Source organism: Candidatus Foliamicus sp., from assembly GCF_965221325.1.
Classification (GTDB): Bacteria; Pseudomonadota; Gammaproteobacteria; order Steroidobacterales; family Foliamicaceae; genus Foliamicus.
Window position 1 is genome coordinate 789,347 of sequence record NZ_OZ244880.1, and the last position, 18,786, is coordinate 808,132.

General features: G+C 62.5%; 17 protein-coding genes. 12 read left to right on the top strand and 5 right to left on the bottom strand.

From position 1 onward, the window contains the following. Positions 1–3: 3 nt before the first annotated feature. The 3 genes from ACWCOO_RS03655 to ACWCOO_RS03665 form a co-directional block, all read right to left on the bottom strand. Positions 4–822 (bottom strand): DUF4437 domain-containing protein, encoded by an 819-nt coding sequence (locus ACWCOO_RS03655; protein WP_446831602.1) that lies wholly within the window; start codon positions 820–822, stop codon positions 4–6. Between the two features lie 79 nt (positions 823–901). Next, a complete protein-coding gene (locus ACWCOO_RS03660) occupies positions 902–1,465 on the bottom strand; it encodes an ureidoglycolate lyase (RefSeq protein ID WP_446831603.1) in 564 nt (187 codons plus the stop codon). A 40-nt stretch (positions 1,466–1,505) separates the two neighbouring features. After that, a complete protein-coding gene (locus ACWCOO_RS03665) occupies positions 1,506–4,016 on the bottom strand; it encodes a TonB-dependent receptor (protein ID WP_446831604.1) in 2,511 nt (836 codons plus the stop codon). A gap of 121 nt (positions 4,017–4,137) precedes the next feature. Between ACWCOO_RS03665 and ACWCOO_RS03670 the strand changes: the two genes are divergently transcribed. Genes ACWCOO_RS03670 through ACWCOO_RS03705 form a run of 8 tightly spaced genes read left to right on the top strand, consistent with a single transcriptional unit; the run spans position 4,138 to position 10,741 of the window. Then, on the top strand, positions 4,138–5,226 hold the full coding sequence (locus tag ACWCOO_RS03670) for a class I SAM-dependent methyltransferase (RefSeq protein WP_446831605.1): 1,089 nt from the start codon (positions 4,138–4,140) through the stop codon (positions 5,224–5,226). Then, positions 5,223–5,612, top strand: coding sequence for a carboxymuconolactone decarboxylase family protein (locus tag ACWCOO_RS03675; protein WP_446831606.1), 390 nt, complete (start codon positions 5,223–5,225; stop codon positions 5,610–5,612). Before ACWCOO_RS03670 ends, ACWCOO_RS03675 begins: the two co-directional genes overlap by 4 nt. Positions 5,613–5,649: 37 nt before the next feature. Beyond that, a complete protein-coding gene (locus tag ACWCOO_RS03680) occupies positions 5,650–6,498 on the top strand; it encodes a DUF4437 domain-containing protein (RefSeq protein ID WP_446831607.1) in 849 nt (282 codons plus the stop codon). 26 nt (positions 6,499–6,524) lie between these two features. Then, complete coding sequence (locus ACWCOO_RS03685; protein WP_446831608.1) at positions 6,525–7,343, top strand: acetoacetate decarboxylase family protein; 819 nt, start codon at positions 6,525–6,527, stop codon at positions 7,341–7,343. 25 nt (positions 7,344–7,368) lie between these two features. Then, positions 7,369–8,202 carry an alpha/beta fold hydrolase gene (locus ACWCOO_RS03690; protein WP_446831609.1) on the top strand — a complete coding sequence of 278 codons (834 nt, stop codon included), beginning with the start codon at positions 7,369–7,371 and terminating at the stop codon, positions 8,200–8,202. 22 nt (positions 8,203–8,224) lie between these two features. Then, positions 8,225–9,088: a DUF4437 domain-containing protein gene (locus ACWCOO_RS03695; RefSeq protein WP_446831610.1), complete on the top strand. Its 864-nt coding sequence runs from the start codon at positions 8,225–8,227 to the stop codon at positions 9,086–9,088. 36 nt (positions 9,089–9,124) lie between these two features. Further along, positions 9,125–10,330, top strand: a complete 1,206-nt coding sequence (locus ACWCOO_RS03700; RefSeq protein WP_446831611.1) for a M24 family metallopeptidase — start codon at positions 9,125–9,127, stop codon at positions 10,328–10,330. 60 nt (positions 10,331–10,390) lie between these two features. Then, positions 10,391–10,741 (top strand): carboxymuconolactone decarboxylase family protein, encoded by a 351-nt coding sequence (locus ACWCOO_RS03705; RefSeq protein WP_446831612.1) that lies wholly within the window; start codon positions 10,391–10,393, stop codon positions 10,739–10,741. Positions 10,742–10,743: 2 nt separating this feature from the next. Here ACWCOO_RS03705 and ACWCOO_RS03710 read toward each other — a convergent pair whose 3' ends face one another. Beyond that, on the bottom strand, positions 10,744–11,331 hold the full coding sequence (locus tag ACWCOO_RS03710) for a hypothetical protein (protein WP_446831613.1): 588 nt from the start codon (positions 11,329–11,331) through the stop codon (positions 10,744–10,746). 35 nt (positions 11,332–11,366) lie between these two features. Further along, entirely contained in the window at positions 11,367–12,209 is an 843-nt protein-coding gene (gene purU, locus ACWCOO_RS03715) for a formyltetrahydrofolate deformylase (protein WP_446831614.1), read from the bottom strand. 96 nt (positions 12,210–12,305) lie between these two features. Between purU and lysS the strand changes: the two genes are divergently transcribed. The 4 genes from lysS (at position 12,306) to cas3 (ending at position 18,609) form a co-directional block, all read left to right on the top strand. Next, complete coding sequence (gene lysS, locus ACWCOO_RS03720) at positions 12,306–13,820, top strand: lysine--tRNA ligase (protein ID WP_446831615.1); 1,515 nt, start codon at positions 12,306–12,308, stop codon at positions 13,818–13,820. 67 nt (positions 13,821–13,887) lie between these two features. Further along, positions 13,888–15,249, top strand: a complete 1,362-nt coding sequence (locus ACWCOO_RS03725; RefSeq protein WP_446831616.1) for an NTP/NDP exchange transporter — start codon at positions 13,888–13,890, stop codon at positions 15,247–15,249. 172 nt (positions 15,250–15,421) lie between these two features. Beyond that, positions 15,422–15,844 (top strand): hypothetical protein, encoded by a 423-nt coding sequence (locus tag ACWCOO_RS03730; RefSeq protein WP_446831617.1) that lies wholly within the window; start codon positions 15,422–15,424, stop codon positions 15,842–15,844. 131 nt (positions 15,845–15,975) lie between these two features. Continuing rightward, the gene (gene cas3, locus ACWCOO_RS03735) at positions 15,976–18,609 is read left to right on the top strand and encodes a CRISPR-associated helicase Cas3' (RefSeq protein ID WP_446831618.1); all 2,634 of its coding nucleotides are present in this window, start codon (positions 15,976–15,978) and stop codon (positions 18,607–18,609) included. Positions 18,610–18,786: the final 177 nt, after the last annotated feature.

The window sequence follows — 18,786 nt, forward strand, 5'->3', positions numbered from 1 at the left end:
GGATCAGGCCCAAGGGTGCGTCGCCAGGTGGCGCCGAATGATGTCCATGGCGCGCGGATTGGCGGAGTATTCGATGCCCAGCAGGCCGTGGGTGAAACAAAGATTGACGTTGCCGTTCTTGCTGGCCAGCGGCCCGTGAATGATGCCTGGCGGCCGGCACAGGTAGGAGCCGGCAGTCATCGTGTAGCCTGGGCCGTCGCCGACCTCGCCAATGCATACGTCGCCTTGCAGGCAGTAGTTTTCTTCATAGACGGGATGCTGCTCCATGCCTTCCGCATACCAGCCGGGCATTAGCCCGGCGAGATGTGTGCTGGCCTGCGTCTCGGGATCGATGTGCAGAACCTTGACGAATATCCCGGGCCGGAAATCCTCGCTGGGAGCGGAGGCGTCGAGAGGGTTGTGCCAATCCATGACCCAGGAATCCAGCGCCGGTACCGCTCCTGGCGCGGCCTTTTCCGAATCGCGCTGGTGGGCGCGAAAATCGGGCTCTGCAAGGAACACCGTGAAAACGCGGGTGCCTTGCGGCACGCGCCAGCGGCCCTGCACGGAGCCTGCCGGGTGAAAGCAGAAGCCGCCTGGCCCGAGGCGGTGCTCCCCCATGAGCAGTGCGCCTTCAATCACGAACAGGCGCATCGGCGCAGCGCAGCGCAAGGCCGAGCCGCTGTCGAACCCGCCGGGCAGGTCTATGAGGCCGGTGAAGCCGCCGCTGTCCGCGTCCCGGGCAAGGGGCCGTAACTGGGCGCCTGGTGGGAGGCCCGGCGGATTCCACGCTATCGGCGCGACGGCGGGCGCGGCCAGATTTTCGACGTGTTCCTTGGCCATGCGCTGTCTCGACCGGACCCTTGGGCGGGCCGGGTCTTCTGTCACAGATGGCTAGTGCGCTGTCCCGCGCGACAGCACACTAGATGTCGAACCGCAGGCGCACGCCGTGCTGCTTCTGCAGGTCCTGCTTCTGGATGTCGGGGCCGCGCACCTCGCCCGTTGCAGGATCGGTGTCCAGCAGGCTTTGCGTCGCTTCACGTCGCAATATGACCACGATATCCGCTTCGTCCTCGACCGCAAACGGAAACTCGTGCCAGGTTCCCAGCTTCATGGTAAAGCCCGCCGAGCCGTCGAAACGATAAGCACGGAGCTGGTCAAGGTCGGGCAGGTCGCCAGCGGTGGGCGGCGCCAGCACGGCGATAAACGGCGCTCCGTTCAAGGGAATGAAGGTTTGGGTGTGCTTGAAGTGGCGTTCGATCCAATGCACTTCGAACGGCCGCCGCCGCACGTGCGCCAGGCTCAGTTCGGTTTGTTCGTCCGAGCGGAACTGCACCGTGCGGTAGGTTTGTACCGAGCCCTCGTAGAACTGGATCGGCAAGGGCTCGGCGCCGGCATGTCGGCCAAGCAACTCTCCACAGGAAGCCAGCGCCTCCGGCGTGGCCTCCACTAGCGGCAGTTCGCGTGTTTCCATAGGTTCGCTCACAGTTTGCTTCGGCTGGAGTCCTGCATTGGCATCCCCAGCATCAAAACGTATAGCTCGCGCGCAACCCGAAAGTGCGCTTGTCCTGCGGCACCAGGGTCAGCCCCAGCCTCCTGAAATTGAATCCAACGCTGAGCACGCGCGAGAAGTCGGTGTATTCCTGTCCGGAACGCCAGTAGTCTTCATCGAGGGCGTTCTTCACATAGGCCTCCAGTCTCCAGTCTTCCCGCTCGACCGCAAAGCGAAGATTCAGCAGCGAGTAGCTTTGCAGCGTGGCCAGGTTGGTCAGGCCGGCGAAGGCTTCGCCCATGTAGGTGAGGTCGCCACGAACCGACCAGTCCCAGCCGTTGTCGAATGTTCCGCGGTAGGTCGAGGAGGCGTTGCCGGACCACTTCGGGAAGCGGCTGGAGCGGTGCCCCTTCACATTGCGGGTGCTCAGGGCGTATTCGGCGGACTCCAGGTTGATCAGATAGTCGGTGAACTCGTTGTCGTTGAAAGACCAGTTGAAGCTCAGGTCCCAGTCGTCGGAAATCAGGAAATCCACTTCCAGCTCCACCCCGGAGTATTCCGAACTGCCGGGCGTATTGACCGGGAAGAAGTTGGGACTGGTATTGGGTACGCCATCGCCGTCGTCGTCGCGGTAGATGGTGAGGAAGGTCGCAAACGGCGCATTTGCCCACTCTTGCCAGTAGGCCGCCACGTTGGCCACCAGCCGTCCCTCCATCCAGGTGGACTTGACGCCAATTTCGTAGGCGTCCAGTTCCTGCACCGGCGTTACGTCCACGGCGTCGGGGCCTAGCGCTTCTGCGTATTGCTCGCACATCGACGAGGTGCTCGGCTGTCCGGTGCGCGGGTCGGTGAATGGCGCGGTGTATGGCGTGGGGTCGCAGTTGATGATGTTGGAATTGATCACGCCGGGCAGAATCCCGCGTGACGTGGTGATGTAGGCGGTGATGTCTTCGGTGAAGCGGTAGCGCAGGGAAATCCGCGGCAGGAAGTCCTTGAACGTGGCTTCGAAATCGGCGACGCCGTCGCTGCGTGTGTCGTCCTGCCAGCGCGCTTCGAGGTCAACCGTGAACCGATCGCTGAGGTCGTAGGTCAGCGATCCATAGAACGCCTGCACATCCACGAAATCGCCGCCATCTACGCCCACCGGAATGCGCGCTGGATTGTCGCACTGGGCAGGCGAACCGAACGCCGCGAGGTTGCCGCATGCCACCACGAATATGCCGCCGTTGGAACTGGTCAGGAACTCCTGCTTGTAGTAATTGAATCCGCCCAGCCAGCGCAGCCGCCCATCGGGCGCTGAAGAAAGACGTATGTCGATGCTCTCGTCCTCGCCGGCTTGCGGGTTCGACACGTACCAGGCTTCGTCGGGGGTCATGTCCCAGTCGCGCAGATTGGCGGCGGCGTTCTCGTTGTAGGCGCCCGTCGCAGCCAGCGCCATGCCGTTGGCGAACTCGTAGTCCACGACCAGGCTGATGCGGGTAATCTCGCGCTCGATGCCGAAGTGGTCGATATAGGGAACGCCTTCCACCTGCGACGGCGAGTCGATCAGCGACTCGCGGATGAAGTCGCTATAACCGTCGGGGAAGCTGGCCGGGTTCAGCGACACGCTGGGGTTGGGGAAACCGATGATGCCGCCCGGACCGGGTATGTCGCCGCAAAGGAATTCCCGAGGCATGAGCGTAGTCGGTTCGCCCTCGGTGGTCAGTCCTGGCATTGTTATGCCGGTGCAACTGTCGTTCAGCCGGGCCTTGAAGAAGGTCACGCCGGCCGGGCCGTCGCTGTCGTCCTGGCGGTAGTAGCGCAGCTTGACGCTTGCGTTATCCGCGGCCTGCACGAACAGCGTGGCGAACACGGATTCGGAGCGCTGTTTGCCCACCCCCTCTCCGGCCTCGTTGCGATACATGGCGCCCTTGTTGAAGTAGCGCGCGCCGGCGCGCAGGGCCAGCACGCCAGGCACTATGGGAATGTCCGCGCTCAGGTCAAATTCCTGCTGGTCGTATTGCCCGGCGTCGGCCTTTATCCTGGCCGAGAATTCCTCCATGTCCGGCGCCCGGGTAATGTAGTTGATGGCGCCGGCGAACGAGTTTCTGCCGAAGGCTGCCGATTGCGGGCCCTTGATTACCTCGACGCGCTCAAGGTCGCTCAGCGCCAGCGTTTGCGCTCCCTGCAGCGCAAACACGCCGTCCACGAACAGCGATGCGGTTTGCAGCGTCGAATATTCGCTGCCTTCCACGCCGCGAAAGCGGATGTTGCTGAACAGCCGCCCCGGCCGTGTGCCGGCCAGTTCGTTGTTGAACTGCATGCCGGCGGTCTGCAGCGATATGTCCTCCAAGTCCGCAAAGCCGCCGCGCTCCAGCTCCTCGCCGGTAAACGCCGTAATCGACAGCGGCACATCCTGGATGCTTTCTTCGCGTTTGCGGGCGGTCACCACGATTTCCTCCAGACCGGCGGTTTGAGCGGCGGCGGAAGTGGCGGCCAGAAACGCTGGCGGAATGACCAGTGTCAAGGCGACGGCGCCATGGATACAGGAACGGGTAAGTCTCATGTCTGCCTCCCAATGCGGTGATGACAACCCCCAGACTGCGCCTTTGCAGGCGCCGCGCGGCTACAAACCGAGGTCTTGAGCGCTTACCTATAATATAAGACCGGCCTTGGGGGAGTTCAGCATGACCGGCGGTCTCGACATACCGCGCAGCCGCGAAGAACAGGCCCGTCTGGACTTTGTGGGCGGCCTGATGGCCTTCAATTCCACGGGTTTCGGGCCCGCCATGGGGCGCCATTACCGCGAACACGAAGCCGAAGTGGCCGATCTCACGGACATCGGCGCCCTGGGCCAGCTCATGGAAAAGGCGCCGGCTTACCGCTTCGGGGCGTTTTTCGAGCGCCACAATCACGCCCGCATGTTCGGCGCCATTCTCGATATTCTCGAGCGCCAGGCCGATGACGTGCGCGCCTGGCTGGACGACAGCAATGCGCCGGGAGCGCTGGGCACTCTGGAGCTGGACCCGGAGCTCGAAACGCCGCGCTATTACCGCAAAATCGAGATACACACCCAGCCGGGCAACTACCACGCCGAGTTCGCCGGCATTCTTTACCACTGGATGATCAGCCCGTTTCTGGTCGGCCGCGACGATGGTGACGAGATGGGCTGGAATCTGGCGCGCGCGGTGCCGCGCGGCGACTACCGGCGCATCCTGGACCTGGGCTGCGGCGTGGGCAAGAGCACCTTCCCCTACTGCACCCTGTACCCCGAGGCCGAAGTGGTGGGGCTGGATTACGCCGCCGCGATGCTGAAATACGGCCACAAGCTGGCGGAATCGCGCGTACACAAAGTGCATTTCGCACAGCGCCTGGCCGAAGACACCGGCTATCCTGATGGCAGTTTCGACGTGGTGAGCGCCGTTTGGTTGTTTCACGAACTGCCGGGCAAGGTGCGCAAACAGGTCGTGCGCGAAGCATACCGGCTGCTGCGCCCCGGCGGTGTATTCGCGATCATGGAGTCGCCGCCTTTCCGGGTGTTGCAGCAGGAATACAGTCCGCTTTCGGCGTTCCTGCTGGATTCCACAGGCCGGCGCATGGAGGATCCCTTCCTGCCCGGATTCCTCGCCGAAGATCGCGTGCAGATGTTCGAAGAGGGCGGCTTCCGCGACGTGCGCGACGTGGCCTTGCCCAACGAGCTGACCGGGTGGGGTTTCGGCGGCGACTATTTCTTCGGCGCCTATCCTTGGTGGGCCACGCTCGGAGTGCGGCCGTGAGCGACGACCTGGAACGCCGCTTCGAGGCGATTTGCCACAAGCTCTGGGGCAGCGAACAGGGCGGCGAGATCTACGACTGGATCGTTACCTCGCGCCCACCGTTTTTTCACGCCAAGTTGCGCGAAGTCATGGTGCCGATCTGGGAGATGGACCGGGTGGACCTGCGCACCAAGATTATGTGCAGCATCGCCATGTTCACCGCGCAGCACAAGCAGGAAGTGGAGTTTTTCATGAAGATGGCCGCCCACCATCGCATTCCGCGCGAGGAAGTGGAAGAAATCCTGCTGTTGGCAGGCTTGGAATGCGGTTTCCCCGCCGCCGAAATGGCCATCGACATTCTCGTGCGCGTATATGCCGAACACGAAGCGCGCTTCGGCGCGCACTAGCCGGCGACCGGTTGCTTCGCCACTCGATCAGGCCAGCGTGTCGCGTCCGCGGGTTGAATTTCTGCGTCTGGACGGCCTGGAGTTGACGCCGCCGGCGGCGCCTGGTCTGGGGCCTGGATTGCGGGCGGCTGTGCTCAGCGCGCAGCAGAGCGAAGCCGGCGCCGGCACTCGCCTGGTGCGGGCCGAGCCCTGGTGGCGCTCCGGCGATGGCGGAGTGCTGGAAAACGACCTGGAAATTCTCCTGCTGGAAGGCGATTTGCGCCTTGGCGAGTGCGCTTTTACGCGCGGCAGCTTCGCCTTCCTGCCCCGTGGGTTTGCAGTTACCGGCGCCGAATCCGAGGCAGGCTTCACCGCACTTTGGATGAGCGAAGGGCGGCGCGATTTCGCATCGGACTCCGGCTCGGCGGCGGGCAACGGCGAAGACAGAATGATCGGACCGCTGGACGTTAACGCCATGGCATGGCAGCCTGTGCCCGATTTCCCGGGCCGCGCCAGCGATCAGGCGGGGCCCGGCTTGAAGGTGCGCATGCTGCGCAGCGATCCCGACACCGGCGCCTACACGCTGATGACGCGCCACGCCCCGGGTTGGAGCGACGCGCGGTTGGAGGCACATGAAACCTGGGAGGAACTATTGCTGCTGCAGGGCGATTACCTGATGGGCGACGCCGGCATGATCACTGCGGGTGCGTATATTTTTCGGCCCGGCGAAAAACCACACGGGCCGCAGGCCACGCGCGGCGGAGCGGTCTGGTTCTGCCGCGGCGAAAAGGAAATCGACTTTCAGTTCACCGAGCCGGCCTGGAGCGCGCCGCGTTGCCGCGCCTACCTGGCGCAAGCCGCGCCGGCTCCGCAACCGCAACTCTGGGGGGATTGGAGCCGGGGCTGAACAGCCTTGGCGACGCGCTATCTCGTATGGCCGGATACACCCGTCCTTTCACGCCCAAAGGCGAGGCTTCCATGCTGGAGCCGCTGCCGTGGCGCTTTGCCGGCAACCTCCTGCTGTTTCATTTCCGCACCGATCCGGATGCGCTTGCTGCCTACTTGCCGGAGCCACTCACTCCTTCCGACCCGCCGGGCGAAGCCTACGTCTGGAGTCCGCACCTCCAGTGCTATCCGGTCGGCGTGGCGCCCGAAGACTGGCCGCCCGCGCGCAGTCACTACGAGGTGGCCGTGATTGGCTTGCCGTGCCGGCTGCACGGCGAGCGCACCCTGTTTTCGGCCTTCCAGTGGTGCAATCGCGACTGGCTGGTGTTGCTGAGCTGGTTCCTGGGCGCCTGTTCCAAACTGGCCGACATCAAAACCAGCGGGCTGCATCCGCTGTTGCCCGGCATGCGGCAGGATGGCGGCGTGGGCACCCGGCTCAAGCGCGTGGTGAGCCGCAACGGCGCGCCCGTGATGCGCATGGAGTTCGCGCCGCAGCGCTCGATCACGCCGGCGGACCTCGAGTTCTATACCCGCAACTTGCCGCTCACCTGCATGCGTCATGTCCCCGATTGCCATGTGCCGCCGCTGGGCAAGCCGCTGGTGCATGATCTGACGCAGATGGTGATGAGCGGACTTGAGCAGGGCGAGATGCTGGCGGGGGAAGGCGCGCTGGAGTTCTGCCAGGCGGACAACGAGGAATTGATGCCGCTGGCGCCGCAGGAAGTGTTGGGCGCATACTGGATGCCTATGGGCTTCATGCTGGACGGGGTGCGCATCGTGCACCAATACGAGGCGGCGGCCTCCTGAGCGCGGGGCAGGGGGGCGGTCCGTAATGCCGAAGGTGCGCGCGGACGGCGCAAATTTGTGGTACGAGTTGCGCGGCGAAGGCGAGCCGCCGCTCACCCTGATCGGCGGCTTCGCACTGGTCGATAAGCAGTTCGAATTCTGCGAGCCACACCTGACTCCGCAGCGCCGCATCCTGCAATGGCATTACCGCGGGGTGGGCAAGTCGGACTGGACGCAAACCGAGCCCTATTCGGTGGAGCGCTGGGTGGACGATCTGGCCGCGATTCTGGATCACGCAGGCATTGAGCGCACGTCGCTTTGGTGTACCTCCACCGGTTCGTCGATCGGATTGCGCTTCGCGGCCAAGTACCCGGAGCGCATGCACGCGCTCATTGCCTACCCCTTCATTCGCGTGGACGAAACCTGGCGCAACATCTACGAGGCTTCATGGTGGGTGGGGCGAGTGTTCGGGATCGAGCAGTTATCGCGCCTCTACGCCGGCGTGGTGCTGCCGCCCGATGTGCTCTATTCGGAAGAAGGCATCCGCTACGAGCGCTGGGCCAAGGAGCAATACGCCGCCAACGTGAACATGAGCACCCTGAAATCCGTGCTGGATGCCTATGCCAATGTGGACCTCACGGCCGACATCCGCAATATCCGCTGCCCGACGCTGTTGCTGATGGGCGAGGACAGCGCCCTGAACGAAAACGAGCGCATGGATTCAGCCAGCCACGACACGCTGATGCGCGAGTTTCTCGCCATCAAGAGCGATGTGGATCAGGCACAGATTGCCGGTGCGGGTTCCACCTATTGCATGATTACCAAGCCCCGGGAGTGCTGCGAGGCCGTGCTGGCCTGGCTTGCCGAACTGGACGACTGACCGCAACCCAAGGAGCCATGCCATGCCGATGCGCAGAGAAGATTGCCTGGACGTAAGCAGCGTTGCGCCGCGGGCGCTCAATGCCGGATATGCGCCGGGCGCCAAGGCGCGCAACCTCAGCGTGGAGAGCGCGACCGGCGGCGAGCACATGGTGCTGGAACTGCCGCCCGGCTGGTCGTTGCCAAAAGGGCGCAACGCGGCCGATATCGACCTCTATGTGCTCGAAGGAGCGCTGGAAATCGGCGGCGAAAACTGGATGCAGGGCTGTTACGGCTATTTTCCGGCCGGCATGGCCTGGGGGCCTGTGCGCTCTGAAGCCGGTTGCCGGCTGCTGCTTTTTACCAGCCGGCCGCTGGCCTTCGAGGCCGCGGAAGATTCGCTGGCCGGGGCATCTCTGGAACGGCACATCGCCCGCACCAACACCTGGCATTTGCCGTGGGTGGATCCCATGCAGGATATCGTCAAGCGTTCCACCTGGAGAGACCCCGATACCGGCCAAGAGGCGCGCCCGCCCGGGGTTCTGACCAAGGGGCTCCGCAAGGACGACGGCACCCGGGAAGTGATCGCGTTGACCGCACTGGCGCCGGGCTTTATCGATCCCGGCACCGAACATCACCCGCACAACGAGTGCCTGTACCTGATCGCCGGCGACTGCTACATCGGCTACACCTACGACCACAAGCGCGAGGACGTGAAGGAAGACCTGGTGCTGACCAAGGACCACTACATCGGGCGCCCTCCGGGTGTGCGTCACGGGCCGGTATGCACCATCAGCGGCGCTTTCTGGCTGATCTACCTGGCCGACTACTACACCGGCATATTCGGCAAGGTGGACGACTGGGAAGAGCGCGTGAACAGCTATTTCGCCCGCGCCTCTTTCCGCTAGCAGTTGCCGGGCGTCGCTAGCCAGGGGGGTGAGAGCATGTTGTTGAATCGCGAGCGGGCCATGGAGCTCATGGAGCGCGAAGGGCTTGACGCGCTGATTGCCGTCACGCCCAACAATGTCCTCTACTTGAGCGATTTCGACACCGACTTTCTCTACGACGTGCCCTGGGTGGCCTGCGCCATCCTGCCGCGCGACCCCGATATCCCGCCTTGCCTCGTGGCCACCGAAATCGAGGCGGCAGTGCTGGTGCAGCGGCCCAGCTGGATGCCGGACCAGCGCCTCTACTACTTCGGCCTCTATGGCGGTGTGCTCAAGGTGCATACCTTCGCCGAGGACACAGCGCTCGAAGGCGAGGACCTGGCGATTCGGCAGATGGTCGCCGGGCTCGAAGCCAAGCCCTACGCCGGGATCGCGGGCGCGGTGTGCGCCATGCTTAGCGAGTCCGGCCTCGACAAGGGCCGGCTGGGTTTCGACGACACCCGTTTCGCCGGCGTGCTCGGCGATGCGGTAGCGCAGGCCGAGGTGGTCGATGCCGGCAACCTGCTGATCGAGATTCGCATGGTCAAGACGCCGGACGAAATCACGATTCTCAAGCAGGCCGCCGTCAAGAACGAAGCGGCGCTGCGCACCGCGCTGGCGGCGATTCGCGAGGGCGCCACCTGGAACGAGGTATATACCGCGTATGAAGTGGCTGTGGTGGAGCAGGGCGCGCACCCGTTCGCCACCTTCAACGGCGCCGGCCCCATGAGCGCGGGCGCCGGCCGGCCGGAGCGCGACTACGTTATCCAGCCGGGTGATCAAGTCTGTTTCGACAGCATGATGAAATGGCGGCGCTACATGGGCGACGCGCAGCGCACGGCGGTGCTGGGCGAGGCATCACCCAAAATGGAACGCTACTGGCGGGCCTACGCCGCCGGCATCCAAGAGGCCTACTCGCAACTGCGCCCCGGAATTCAGACCGGCGAACTTCGGGACCGAGTAATTCGCGCGGTGCGCGCCGCCGGTCTGCCCAGCTTTACGCTGGCCTTTACCCACGGCATCGGCCTGGACCACATCGAAGTGCCTTTTATCGCCGGCGGCAACCTGGGCGACTTCCGCATCGAGGAAAACATGGTGCTGAATATCGACATGGAACTGCACGAAATCGGCTGGGGCGGGATGTTCTTCGAAGAATCCATGCGCATCACCGCCAACGGCGCCGAGCGCCTCTACACCCTGGAGCGCGACCTGATCCGCTTGTAGCCGCCGATGGTCCGAGCCTACAAACCTTTTACCGCCGAGGAGCTCGCTCGCGGGCGGGCCATGTTTCTGCGCATTTTCGGCCCCGATTACGGCGCCGAGTTGTGCGAGCAACTGGAACAGAACGATTTCAACCGCCAGTTGATGACGCGCATCGCGCCCGAGGTCTGGGATCAGGAAGTGGTGGATCTAAAGACGATGATCCTCTGCGCGATCGGCATCGTCACCGCCGCCCGCCATGATGTCGCGTATTTCGTGCGCGCCGGCATCCACCACGGCGTCAGCCGGGAGGAAATGGAGGCCGTGATCCTGCTGGCCGGGCTGGAAGCTGGCTTTCCGTCCGCCGGTGAAGCCCGCCGCCGCCTCGACCAGGCCTATGCCGACCATCAAGCCATGCTGGACCGGCGCAAATAGCTTTATTTCACGCGGCGGACGCGGATGCGGCCGTTGAGACCTTCGAGGCGCATCCGGTAGCTGTTCATGAAGCCTTCCTTGATCTCCACCTTGGGGTTGGTGGCGCGGTAGTTGCGGCGGGTTCGCTCCACCTGCTGCCAGACCTGGCCGTTCTCCAGCGTAAAGCGTGTGCCCTGCCGCGGGTTGCGGATTTCGCCCACCACCCGCGACTCGATCATGTAGTCGCCGTTGTTCTGGCCGCCGGTCAGGCCGAACAACCGCTCCGCCGACAACGGATTCGCCTCGGGAGCGGCCGCGGCGGCTTCGTCCACCTTGTCCGAGCCGTCTTGCGCTGCGCTGCCGCCGACGAGGGCATCGGGATCAGGCGCGTGGTCGCTGCCCGGGGCGGGTTTGTCCGCTCCCTCCAGTGCAGATGCGTCACCCGCAGTCACCACGTCCCCCGCAGCAAGCGCGTCGTAGCAGGCTAGGCGTAACTGCGCGTCCTGCAGTTGCGCGCAACGCACCAATGCATCCCGCAACTCATCGCCCGCTGCCGAACCCGCCAGCCCAAGCGCCACCACCAGAAATACACCCGCACCCGCCATCTTCACGCCCAACTCCCGCACACTTCCCACCAAAATCCGGATTAGCGGAAGACTACGGTGCGGCGGCCGTTTATCAGGACGCGCTTTTGGGCGTGGTATTGCACCGCGCGGGCCAGCACCACGCGCTCAATGTCGTTGCCGACCTGCGCCATCTCGTCGGGGCCCATGCGGTGGGTGACCGGCTGCACGTCCTGCGCGATTATGGGGCCGTCGTCGAGTTGAGCGGTTACGTAGTGCGCCGTGGCGCCGATCAGTTTCACGCCGCGTTCGTAAGCCTGGTGGTAGGGCCGGGCGCCCTTGAAACCCGGCAGGAATGAGTGATGGATGTTGATGATGCGCCCCGGCAACTGCTCGCAGAGCGCAGGCGAGATGATCTGCATATAGCGCGCCAGCACCACGAAATCGATGCGGTGTTTCTCGATTGCGCGCAGCACCCGCTGCTCCTGCTCGTGCTTGTTGTCCGACGTGACCGGCAGATGCAGGTATTCGATGTTGGCCGCCTTCGCCAGCCATTCCGCGTCCGGGTGATTGGACACGATCAACGGCACATCCAGCGCCAGTTGCCCGAGTCGCACGCGGTTAAGCAGATCGAGCAGGCAGTGCAGATGCTTCGACACCATGATCAGCGCCCGCGGCCGCGTGTCGGCGCGCGCAAGGTCCCAGCGCATCTGCAGCTTCTCCGCCTCCGGCACCAGCGAACGCTCAAGTTCGTCCAGCGTGGCTTCGCCGCGAAAATGCACGCGCATGAAGAACCGTTCGCGAGTGAGGTCCTTGTAGGTGTCGCTGTCGAGCACGTTGCAGCCGCACTTCAATAGCCAGCGCGTTACCGCGTAAATCAGTCCAGTCCGGTCCGGGCAGGACAGGGCAATCAGGTATTCGGTCAAGATCGCTTCCTTGGCGCTCCCACACTCGGGCGCTAGTTTAGTCGCTTGCGGGTGCGCGTTGTTCCCGGTGCGGCGTTACGCCGTACAATCCCGCCGATGCCTGCGCCGCCCGACAACGACGCTTCCGGCGCTGCGCCCGAACACCGCCTGATTGCCGAGCGCCGCCGCAAACTCAAGGCGCTGCGCCAGCAGGGCTGGGCGTTCCCCAATCGCTTCAGGCCGGACGCCAAGGCGGCCGATTTGCACGCCGAATACGCGGAAGCCGACGCCGAAGCGCTGTCGAAACTCGGCCGCGAAGTGTGCGTGGCAGGGCGAATGATGTCGCAGCGGCGCATGGGACGCTTGAGCTTCGCTGAAATTCAGGACGCCAGCGGACGCCTGCAACTGATGCTTTCGCGTGCCACCATGGGCGAGGCCGCCTACGCGGAAACCGCGGCGCTGGACCTCGGAGACATCGTCTGGGTGCGCGGCGCGCTGATACGCACGCGCAGCGGGGAGTTGAGCGTGGCGGTGGAAGAATTGGCGCTGCTAACCAAGGCGCTGCGCCCGCTGCCGGAGAAGTTCCACGGACTCAGCGACCGCGAGCAACGCTACCGGCGCCGCTACGTGGACCTGATCGTGAATCGCGACTCGCGCGAGGTGTTCGAACGCCGCGCGCGCGTGGTTGCGGCGCTGCGCGAATTCCTGGGCGAACGGGGATTCATGGAAGTGGAAACGCCGGTGATGCAACCCATCCCCGGCGGCGCCGCCGCACGGCCGTTCGTGACCCATCATCATGCGCTGGACCGCGAGCTGTTCCTGCGCGTCGCGCTGGAGCTGCATCTCAAGCGGCTGGTGGTGGGCGGCATGGAGCGCGTGTTCGAGATCAACCGCTGCTTCCGCAACGAGGGGCTGTCCACCCAGCACAACCCCGAGTTCACGATGCTGGAGGCCTACCAGGCCTACGCCGACTACGACGATTTCATGCAGCTTACCGAGGCGATGATTCGCAACGCCGCCGAATCGGTGCTCGACAGCACCACGGTGAGCTACCAGGGGCACACCTACGAACTGGCCGGCGAATGGCCGCGCTTGAGTATGGAGCAGGCGGTTGCCGAGCATAATCCCGGCATCGAAGCTGCCAAGCTGCGCGACCCCGCCTACCTCCGCGCATGGTGGGCAGACGCCGGGATCGAGAACGAGCCGCCGGCCAACGCGGGCTGGGGCAAGCTGCTGGCGGAACTGTTCGACCGCACGGTCGAGCACAAGCTGCACGGCCCGGTGTTCATTACCGGCCATCCCGCGGAAGTCTCGCCGCTGTCGCGCGCCAGCGACGACGATCCGGAAATTACCGACCGCTACGAACTCTATATTGCCGGGCGCGAACTGGTGAACGGTTTTTCGGAACTGAACGACGCCGAGGACCAGGCGCGCCGCTTTCGCGAGCAGGCCGCCCTGCGCGAAGGCGGGGACGACGAAGCCATGCGCTACGACGACGATTTCATAGCGGCGCTGGAGTATGGCCTGCCCCCCACCGCCGGGCTGGGGCTGGGCGTGGACCGCCTGGTGATGTTGCTCGCCGACCAGCCGGCGATCCGCGACGTGTTGCTGTTTCCGCAGTTGCGCGACTAGGACCTGATTCTTTGCTGGTAGTATCACTGCGCAATTTTTCCGCGGCAGCGGTTGGGGGAGAACAAGCATGACGGACTGGGCAGCTCGCCTGTTTAACTTCAAGCGCGGAGAGTTGCGGCTGGCGCTGCTGGCGGCGCTGTTCTATTTCTGCGTCCTTAGCGGCTATTTCTTCCTGCGCCCGGTGCGCGACGCCATGGGCGTGGCGCGCGGCATGGACGAGCTGCGCTGGCTGTTCGTCGTGACTTCCATTTCTTCGCTGATCCTGGTGCTGCTGTTCGGCGGCGTCGTCTCGCGCATGGACCGGCGCAAGTTCATTCCCGCGGGCTACGGTTTCGTGGTGGTGTGCCTGCTGGGATTCTCGGCGCTCTTGTTCACCGACGCCCAGTCCGGCGGCGGACTTATCGGCACCGACGCCGAGACTCCCGTGGCGCGCGGCGTGGGCTACACCTTCTACGTGTGGCTGAGCGCCATCAACCTGTTCATCAACAGCCTTTTCTGGGCCTTCATGGTGGATCTCTTCAATGTCGATCAGGGCAAGCGCATGTTCGCCTTTATCGGCATAGGCGGAACACTGGGCGCGCTGGTGAGCGGCTGGGCCACCAACGTGATCAGCGGGCTTACCGAGTCGGTATATCTGCCTGTGGGCCTGATGCTTACTGGCGGCGCCCTGTTCGTGGTGGCTATCGTCCTGATGCTGGCCCTGGAGCGGGCCGCGGTGCAATCGAGCCACTCCCGCCTGGGCGACTCCGCTCCCACGCCTGCCGCCGTGTCCGGCGAGCCCATCGGCGGGCGGTTCTTCGACGGCATAACGGCTGTGGGCACCTCGCCGTACCTGCTTGGGATTGCGCTGTTCATCGTGTTCATGGCCATTTCCAACACGCTGATCTACTTCACCCAAGCCAACATCATCCTCGACGAGACCGACACCTTCAGCCAGCGCGTGGGCGCATTCGCGTTCTTCGACGCGCTGACCCAAACCGCCACGCTGTTCACGCAGATCTTCATCACCACGCGGGTGATCCGCCGTCTCGGCGTGGGTTGGACCCTGGCGATCCTGCCGCTGGTGACGCTGGCGGGATTCGCGGTGCTCGCCATATGGCCCTTGTATGGCGTGATGGCCGTGTTCCAGGCGCTGCACCGCGCCACGCGCTACGCCATTTCGCGCCCCGCCCGCGAAACCCTGTTCAGCGTCGTTCCCGCCGCCGAGCGCTACAAGGCCAAGCCTCTGATCGACGTGTTCCTCTACCGCGGCGGCGACCTGGCCGGCGCCGCCATCCAGGCCATCCTGGCCGGATTGGGCAGCCTCGCCCTCATGGTGGCCTCCGTAACACCGTTCGCCGCCGTCTGGTGCGCGCTATCTGTGGCCTTGGGCCGCGCGCAAACCGAGCGCGATCCCGCCGCCGTAAATCTGCAAACTATTCGGGAGTAAGCTCCCGATTAGTTCAACTAATCCGGAACTCGCTCCCGATTAGTTCAACCAAGTGGAGGTTGCAGCGCACGCGAGTTGCGCCCGCTGCGGATGACGGCTGGCGCCCATCGGGGCAGATGCGACACCGGACACTTCGTGTGCTCTAGAGAGACGACAAGTTAGGATATTGTCGGTGGAGACAAACACCCCGTTAGAGATGAACACCACCGCCAGAAAGGCCGCAATTGCCCAGGTAACTGCGCTTAGATCTCGGGTCGGCGAGAGGATGTGGGTAGATTCAGGGAGTCCGCTTGAGTTGCGCACCGTTGAACTTGCGACGGAATTCGTAACGAAATGTCCCGACGAGTCATTCGGTCTCGGTATGTTCAATGTGGACTCTACGGCCGACGGTGATGTGCTGCTCGATTGGGACGACGGCGAAGAGCCAGCGCTGACTATTCTAATGACAGGACAGGGTACGGTCGTTTTTTCGGGCGTGTATAGGGAATTGGATGGGAAGATGCGAACGAGCAAGGGTGACGAAACTTGGGAGGGCAGTCTGTCGCCTGAATTGCGCCAGGCTTTTCAGAGGTTGATCAATGAGAAAGCTGCGTGAGCTATGTCCTCTCTGCCAACATCTTTGAGTTGTCGGCCACATTTGAGCTAGTGTGGAGTGGAGAATAACGATTCTGGAACTCCCGACATATGCTTATTGATAGCAATCCCAACCGTTGAGCTTTCCAGAGAATGCAACAGTTTATTGCTGCCTGGGGAAAATTTGACGACGAAAACCCGCGCGGATTTCACCGCCTCGAACATCACTGTGCTGATGTCGCGGCCTGCTTTGAAGCCCTAGTTTCAGAACCGGTTGTTGCTGCGCGCTTCGCCCGCGCGGCTGGTGTCTACGAAAAACTTGATGAGGTCACAATTTCAAGGCTGACTGTCTTGGCGTTTCTGCACGACTTCGCCAAGCTCAATGCAGGGTTTCAATTCAAGGTTTTCGATCGGGAAAACCTCCCACCACACCCTCCGCGACCTGCAGGCCACGTGTCAGAGGCTTATTTTGCTGTGCAGCAGAAGGAGATATGCGAGGCACTCGGCTTTTTCGAGTTCTACGAATCTTGGGGAAAAGGCATCAATGACCTTCTGTGCGCCGCTCTGGCGCATCATGGGCGCCCTGCGCTGAAAAAAGGCGACGGTAGTGGCCCCTCAGAGCTATGGAAAACTTATTCGGGCTACAACCCTCTCGACACGGCAAAGCTACTCCGCGACCGAATACGCGAGTGGTTCCCACAGGCTCTCGAAGCTGGGCCTAAGTTGCCGACCTGCCGGGCATTGGCGCACTTATTCGCAGGAACCGTGGCGCTTGCCGACCAGATCGGTTCGGACGAAGAAAATCACTTTCCGTTCCAGCCTGAAATCGAGCCAAATTACATCGACCGCGCAAGAAGCCAAGCATGCAAAGCATTGCAGGCCAGGGGACTAAAGCGGGCATCGTGGCGAGACCAAACCTATTGCCCCGATTTTCAGACCATGTTCGGGCACGCGCGGCCTCGTCCCATCCAACAAGAGCTTATGAATGCACCTTTGGATGATTCTTTGCTGATTTTGGAGAGCGAAACCGGATCTGGCAAGACTGAAGCAGCCGTGCTGCGATTCGTCGCTCTCTGGCGCGCTGGCTTGGTTGACGGACTCTATTTCGCCGTGCCAACAAGAGCGGCCGCCAAGCAATTGCATAAGCGAATTGATAGAGCGATTAGTAAATTGCTTCCGGGAAAGTGGGGTAAACAGACTGTTCTCGCAATACCGGGCTATCACGTGGTTGGGGAGGCGGAGGGGAGACCGGCAGGGCGGTTCGAAGTCTTCTGGGAAGACAAGCCCGATGAGGCTGACCGTATCGCACGCTGGTCTGCTGAAAGCACCCGACACTTCCTTAGCTCCCCCGTTGCTGTAGGCACTATCGATCAGGCGCTTCTCGGTGCTTTGAAGGTCAAGTGGGCGCATCTGCGAGGCGCGTCGCTCTCGCGCAGCCTATTGGTTGTCGATGAAGTGCATGCAAGCGATGCCTACATGAACGAAATACTCAGAAACCTCTTGGCAGCCCATCTTGAAGTTGGTGGACACGCATTGCTCATGTCGGCAACCTTGGGATCCAGCGCTCGAACAACATTCACCAAGAAGCAAATTCGAGCAGACGAACTTGATCTCGCGGAAGCAAAGGAGACTCCCTATCCATCATTGACACTTGCCGGAAACGGGACATCGAGAACTATTGAAATGCGTGTCACAGGGAAGAGTAAGAAGTTGGACATTGAAACCAAGCCATGGTTGGCTAATCCTAAGCGGATCGCGGAACATGTGCGTTGCGCCGCGAAGCTGGGAGCAAAGGTCTTGATCGTCCGCAACACGGTTAGAGGCGCGCAGGCACTGTATGACGAGCTATGGCAGTCGGATGTCAGGCATCTCCTGCTCAGTATTGAAGGGATCGCCACGCTCCACCACAGCCGCTTCGCAGCCGAAGATCGCATACGTCTCGACAATAAGGTGGTAGCCACGCTGGGCAAGGAATCTAGTCCGGGCGGATGCATAGTGATAGGTACGCAGACGCTCGAACAGTCCCTCGATATCGACGCGGATTTCCTCGTAACTGACTTGTGTCCCGTTGATGTGCTGCTGCAGCGGATCGGACGCCTGCATAGGCACGACAGGTCGCGCCCCCCAAAGTTCGATAAGCCGCGATGTATCGTTCTCATTCCCGACGGCGGGTTGGAGCAGGGCCTCAACGGAAGCTTGATGAGACACGGACTTGGCACCAGCTCGCGCGGAGGCGGCATCTATCGAGATCTGCTTGGAGTCGAACAGACAAGGAGGCTGATTGAGGAGAAGCGTAACTGGTCAATACCTGACATGAATCGAGAACTCGTGGAAAGCGCTACAAATCCAATCGCACTTAGGAGCCTGGCTGAGAATTTGGGTGGGCCATGGCAAGAACATGAACAGCGCACCTACGGGTTCTCTGCAGCCGAGACACGGACTGCATGCCGTCATGCCCTGGATAGAACTTCTCCTTTCAACGAGGACCTTCGGTTCCCCGATCTGGATGAGAAAGTTCGAACCCGCCTTGGGGAAGACGGCCCCCGAATCGTGCTTAGCGCAGAAGCCGAAGGACCATTCGGATTGCCCGTCAAGACATTTAACTTGCCGGTGCATTTATTTGGCAAGGGACAGCCGATTCCGGATCGGGATGAAATTGAATCGGCAACTTTGACAGATCCCCCCAAGGTAATTCTCAAGGTTGGATCACACTGCTTCCATTACGACAGATCCGGCATTCGGCCCGTTGGCACAGCTGATGCGATATCCGGTGAAGCGGGGGGTTGACGTAGTCAGACTTGACGTTGTATGATTTAAATAATTGGTTTGGCGAAGCCAATATTACCGGCGAAGCCAGAGTAATAAATAACGTAGAACAACAAGGGATGAAACCGCGAAGCAAACAAAAGGGAGATTTCGAATTGTGCAGAGTCGGAAAGAATGCACGAGAACGGCTGTCAGCTT

Coding starts and splice junctions, on each gene's coding strand:
- ACWCOO_RS03705 (WP_446831612.1), top strand. CDS start 10,391: ATGTTTCTGCGCATTTTCGGCCCCGATTACGGCGCCGAGTTGTGCGAG.
- ACWCOO_RS03700 (WP_446831611.1), top strand. CDS start 9,125: ATGTTGTTGAATCGCGAGCGGGCCATGGAGCTCATGGAGCGCGAAGGG.
- ACWCOO_RS03725 (WP_446831616.1), top strand. CDS start 13,888: ATGACGGACTGGGCAGCTCGCCTGTTTAACTTCAAGCGCGGAGAGTTG.
- ACWCOO_RS03665 (WP_446831604.1), bottom strand. CDS start 4,016: ATGAGACTTACCCGTTCCTGTATCCATGGCGCCGTCGCCTTGACACTG.
- ACWCOO_RS03695 (WP_446831610.1), top strand. CDS start 8,225: ATGCCGATGCGCAGAGAAGATTGCCTGGACGTAAGCAGCGTTGCGCCG.
- lysS (WP_446831615.1), top strand. CDS start 12,306: ATGCCTGCGCCGCCCGACAACGACGCTTCCGGCGCTGCGCCCGAACAC.
- ACWCOO_RS03670 (WP_446831605.1), top strand. CDS start 4,138: ATGACCGGCGGTCTCGACATACCGCGCAGCCGCGAAGAACAGGCCCGT.
- cas3 (WP_446831618.1), top strand. CDS start 15,976: ATGCAACAGTTTATTGCTGCCTGGGGAAAATTTGACGACGAAAACCCG.
- ACWCOO_RS03655 (WP_446831602.1), bottom strand. CDS start 822: ATGGCCAAGGAACACGTCGAAAATCTGGCCGCGCCCGCCGTCGCGCCG.
- ACWCOO_RS03690 (WP_446831609.1), top strand. CDS start 7,369: ATGCCGAAGGTGCGCGCGGACGGCGCAAATTTGTGGTACGAGTTGCGC.
- ACWCOO_RS03685 (WP_446831608.1), top strand. CDS start 6,525: ATGGCCGGATACACCCGTCCTTTCACGCCCAAAGGCGAGGCTTCCATG.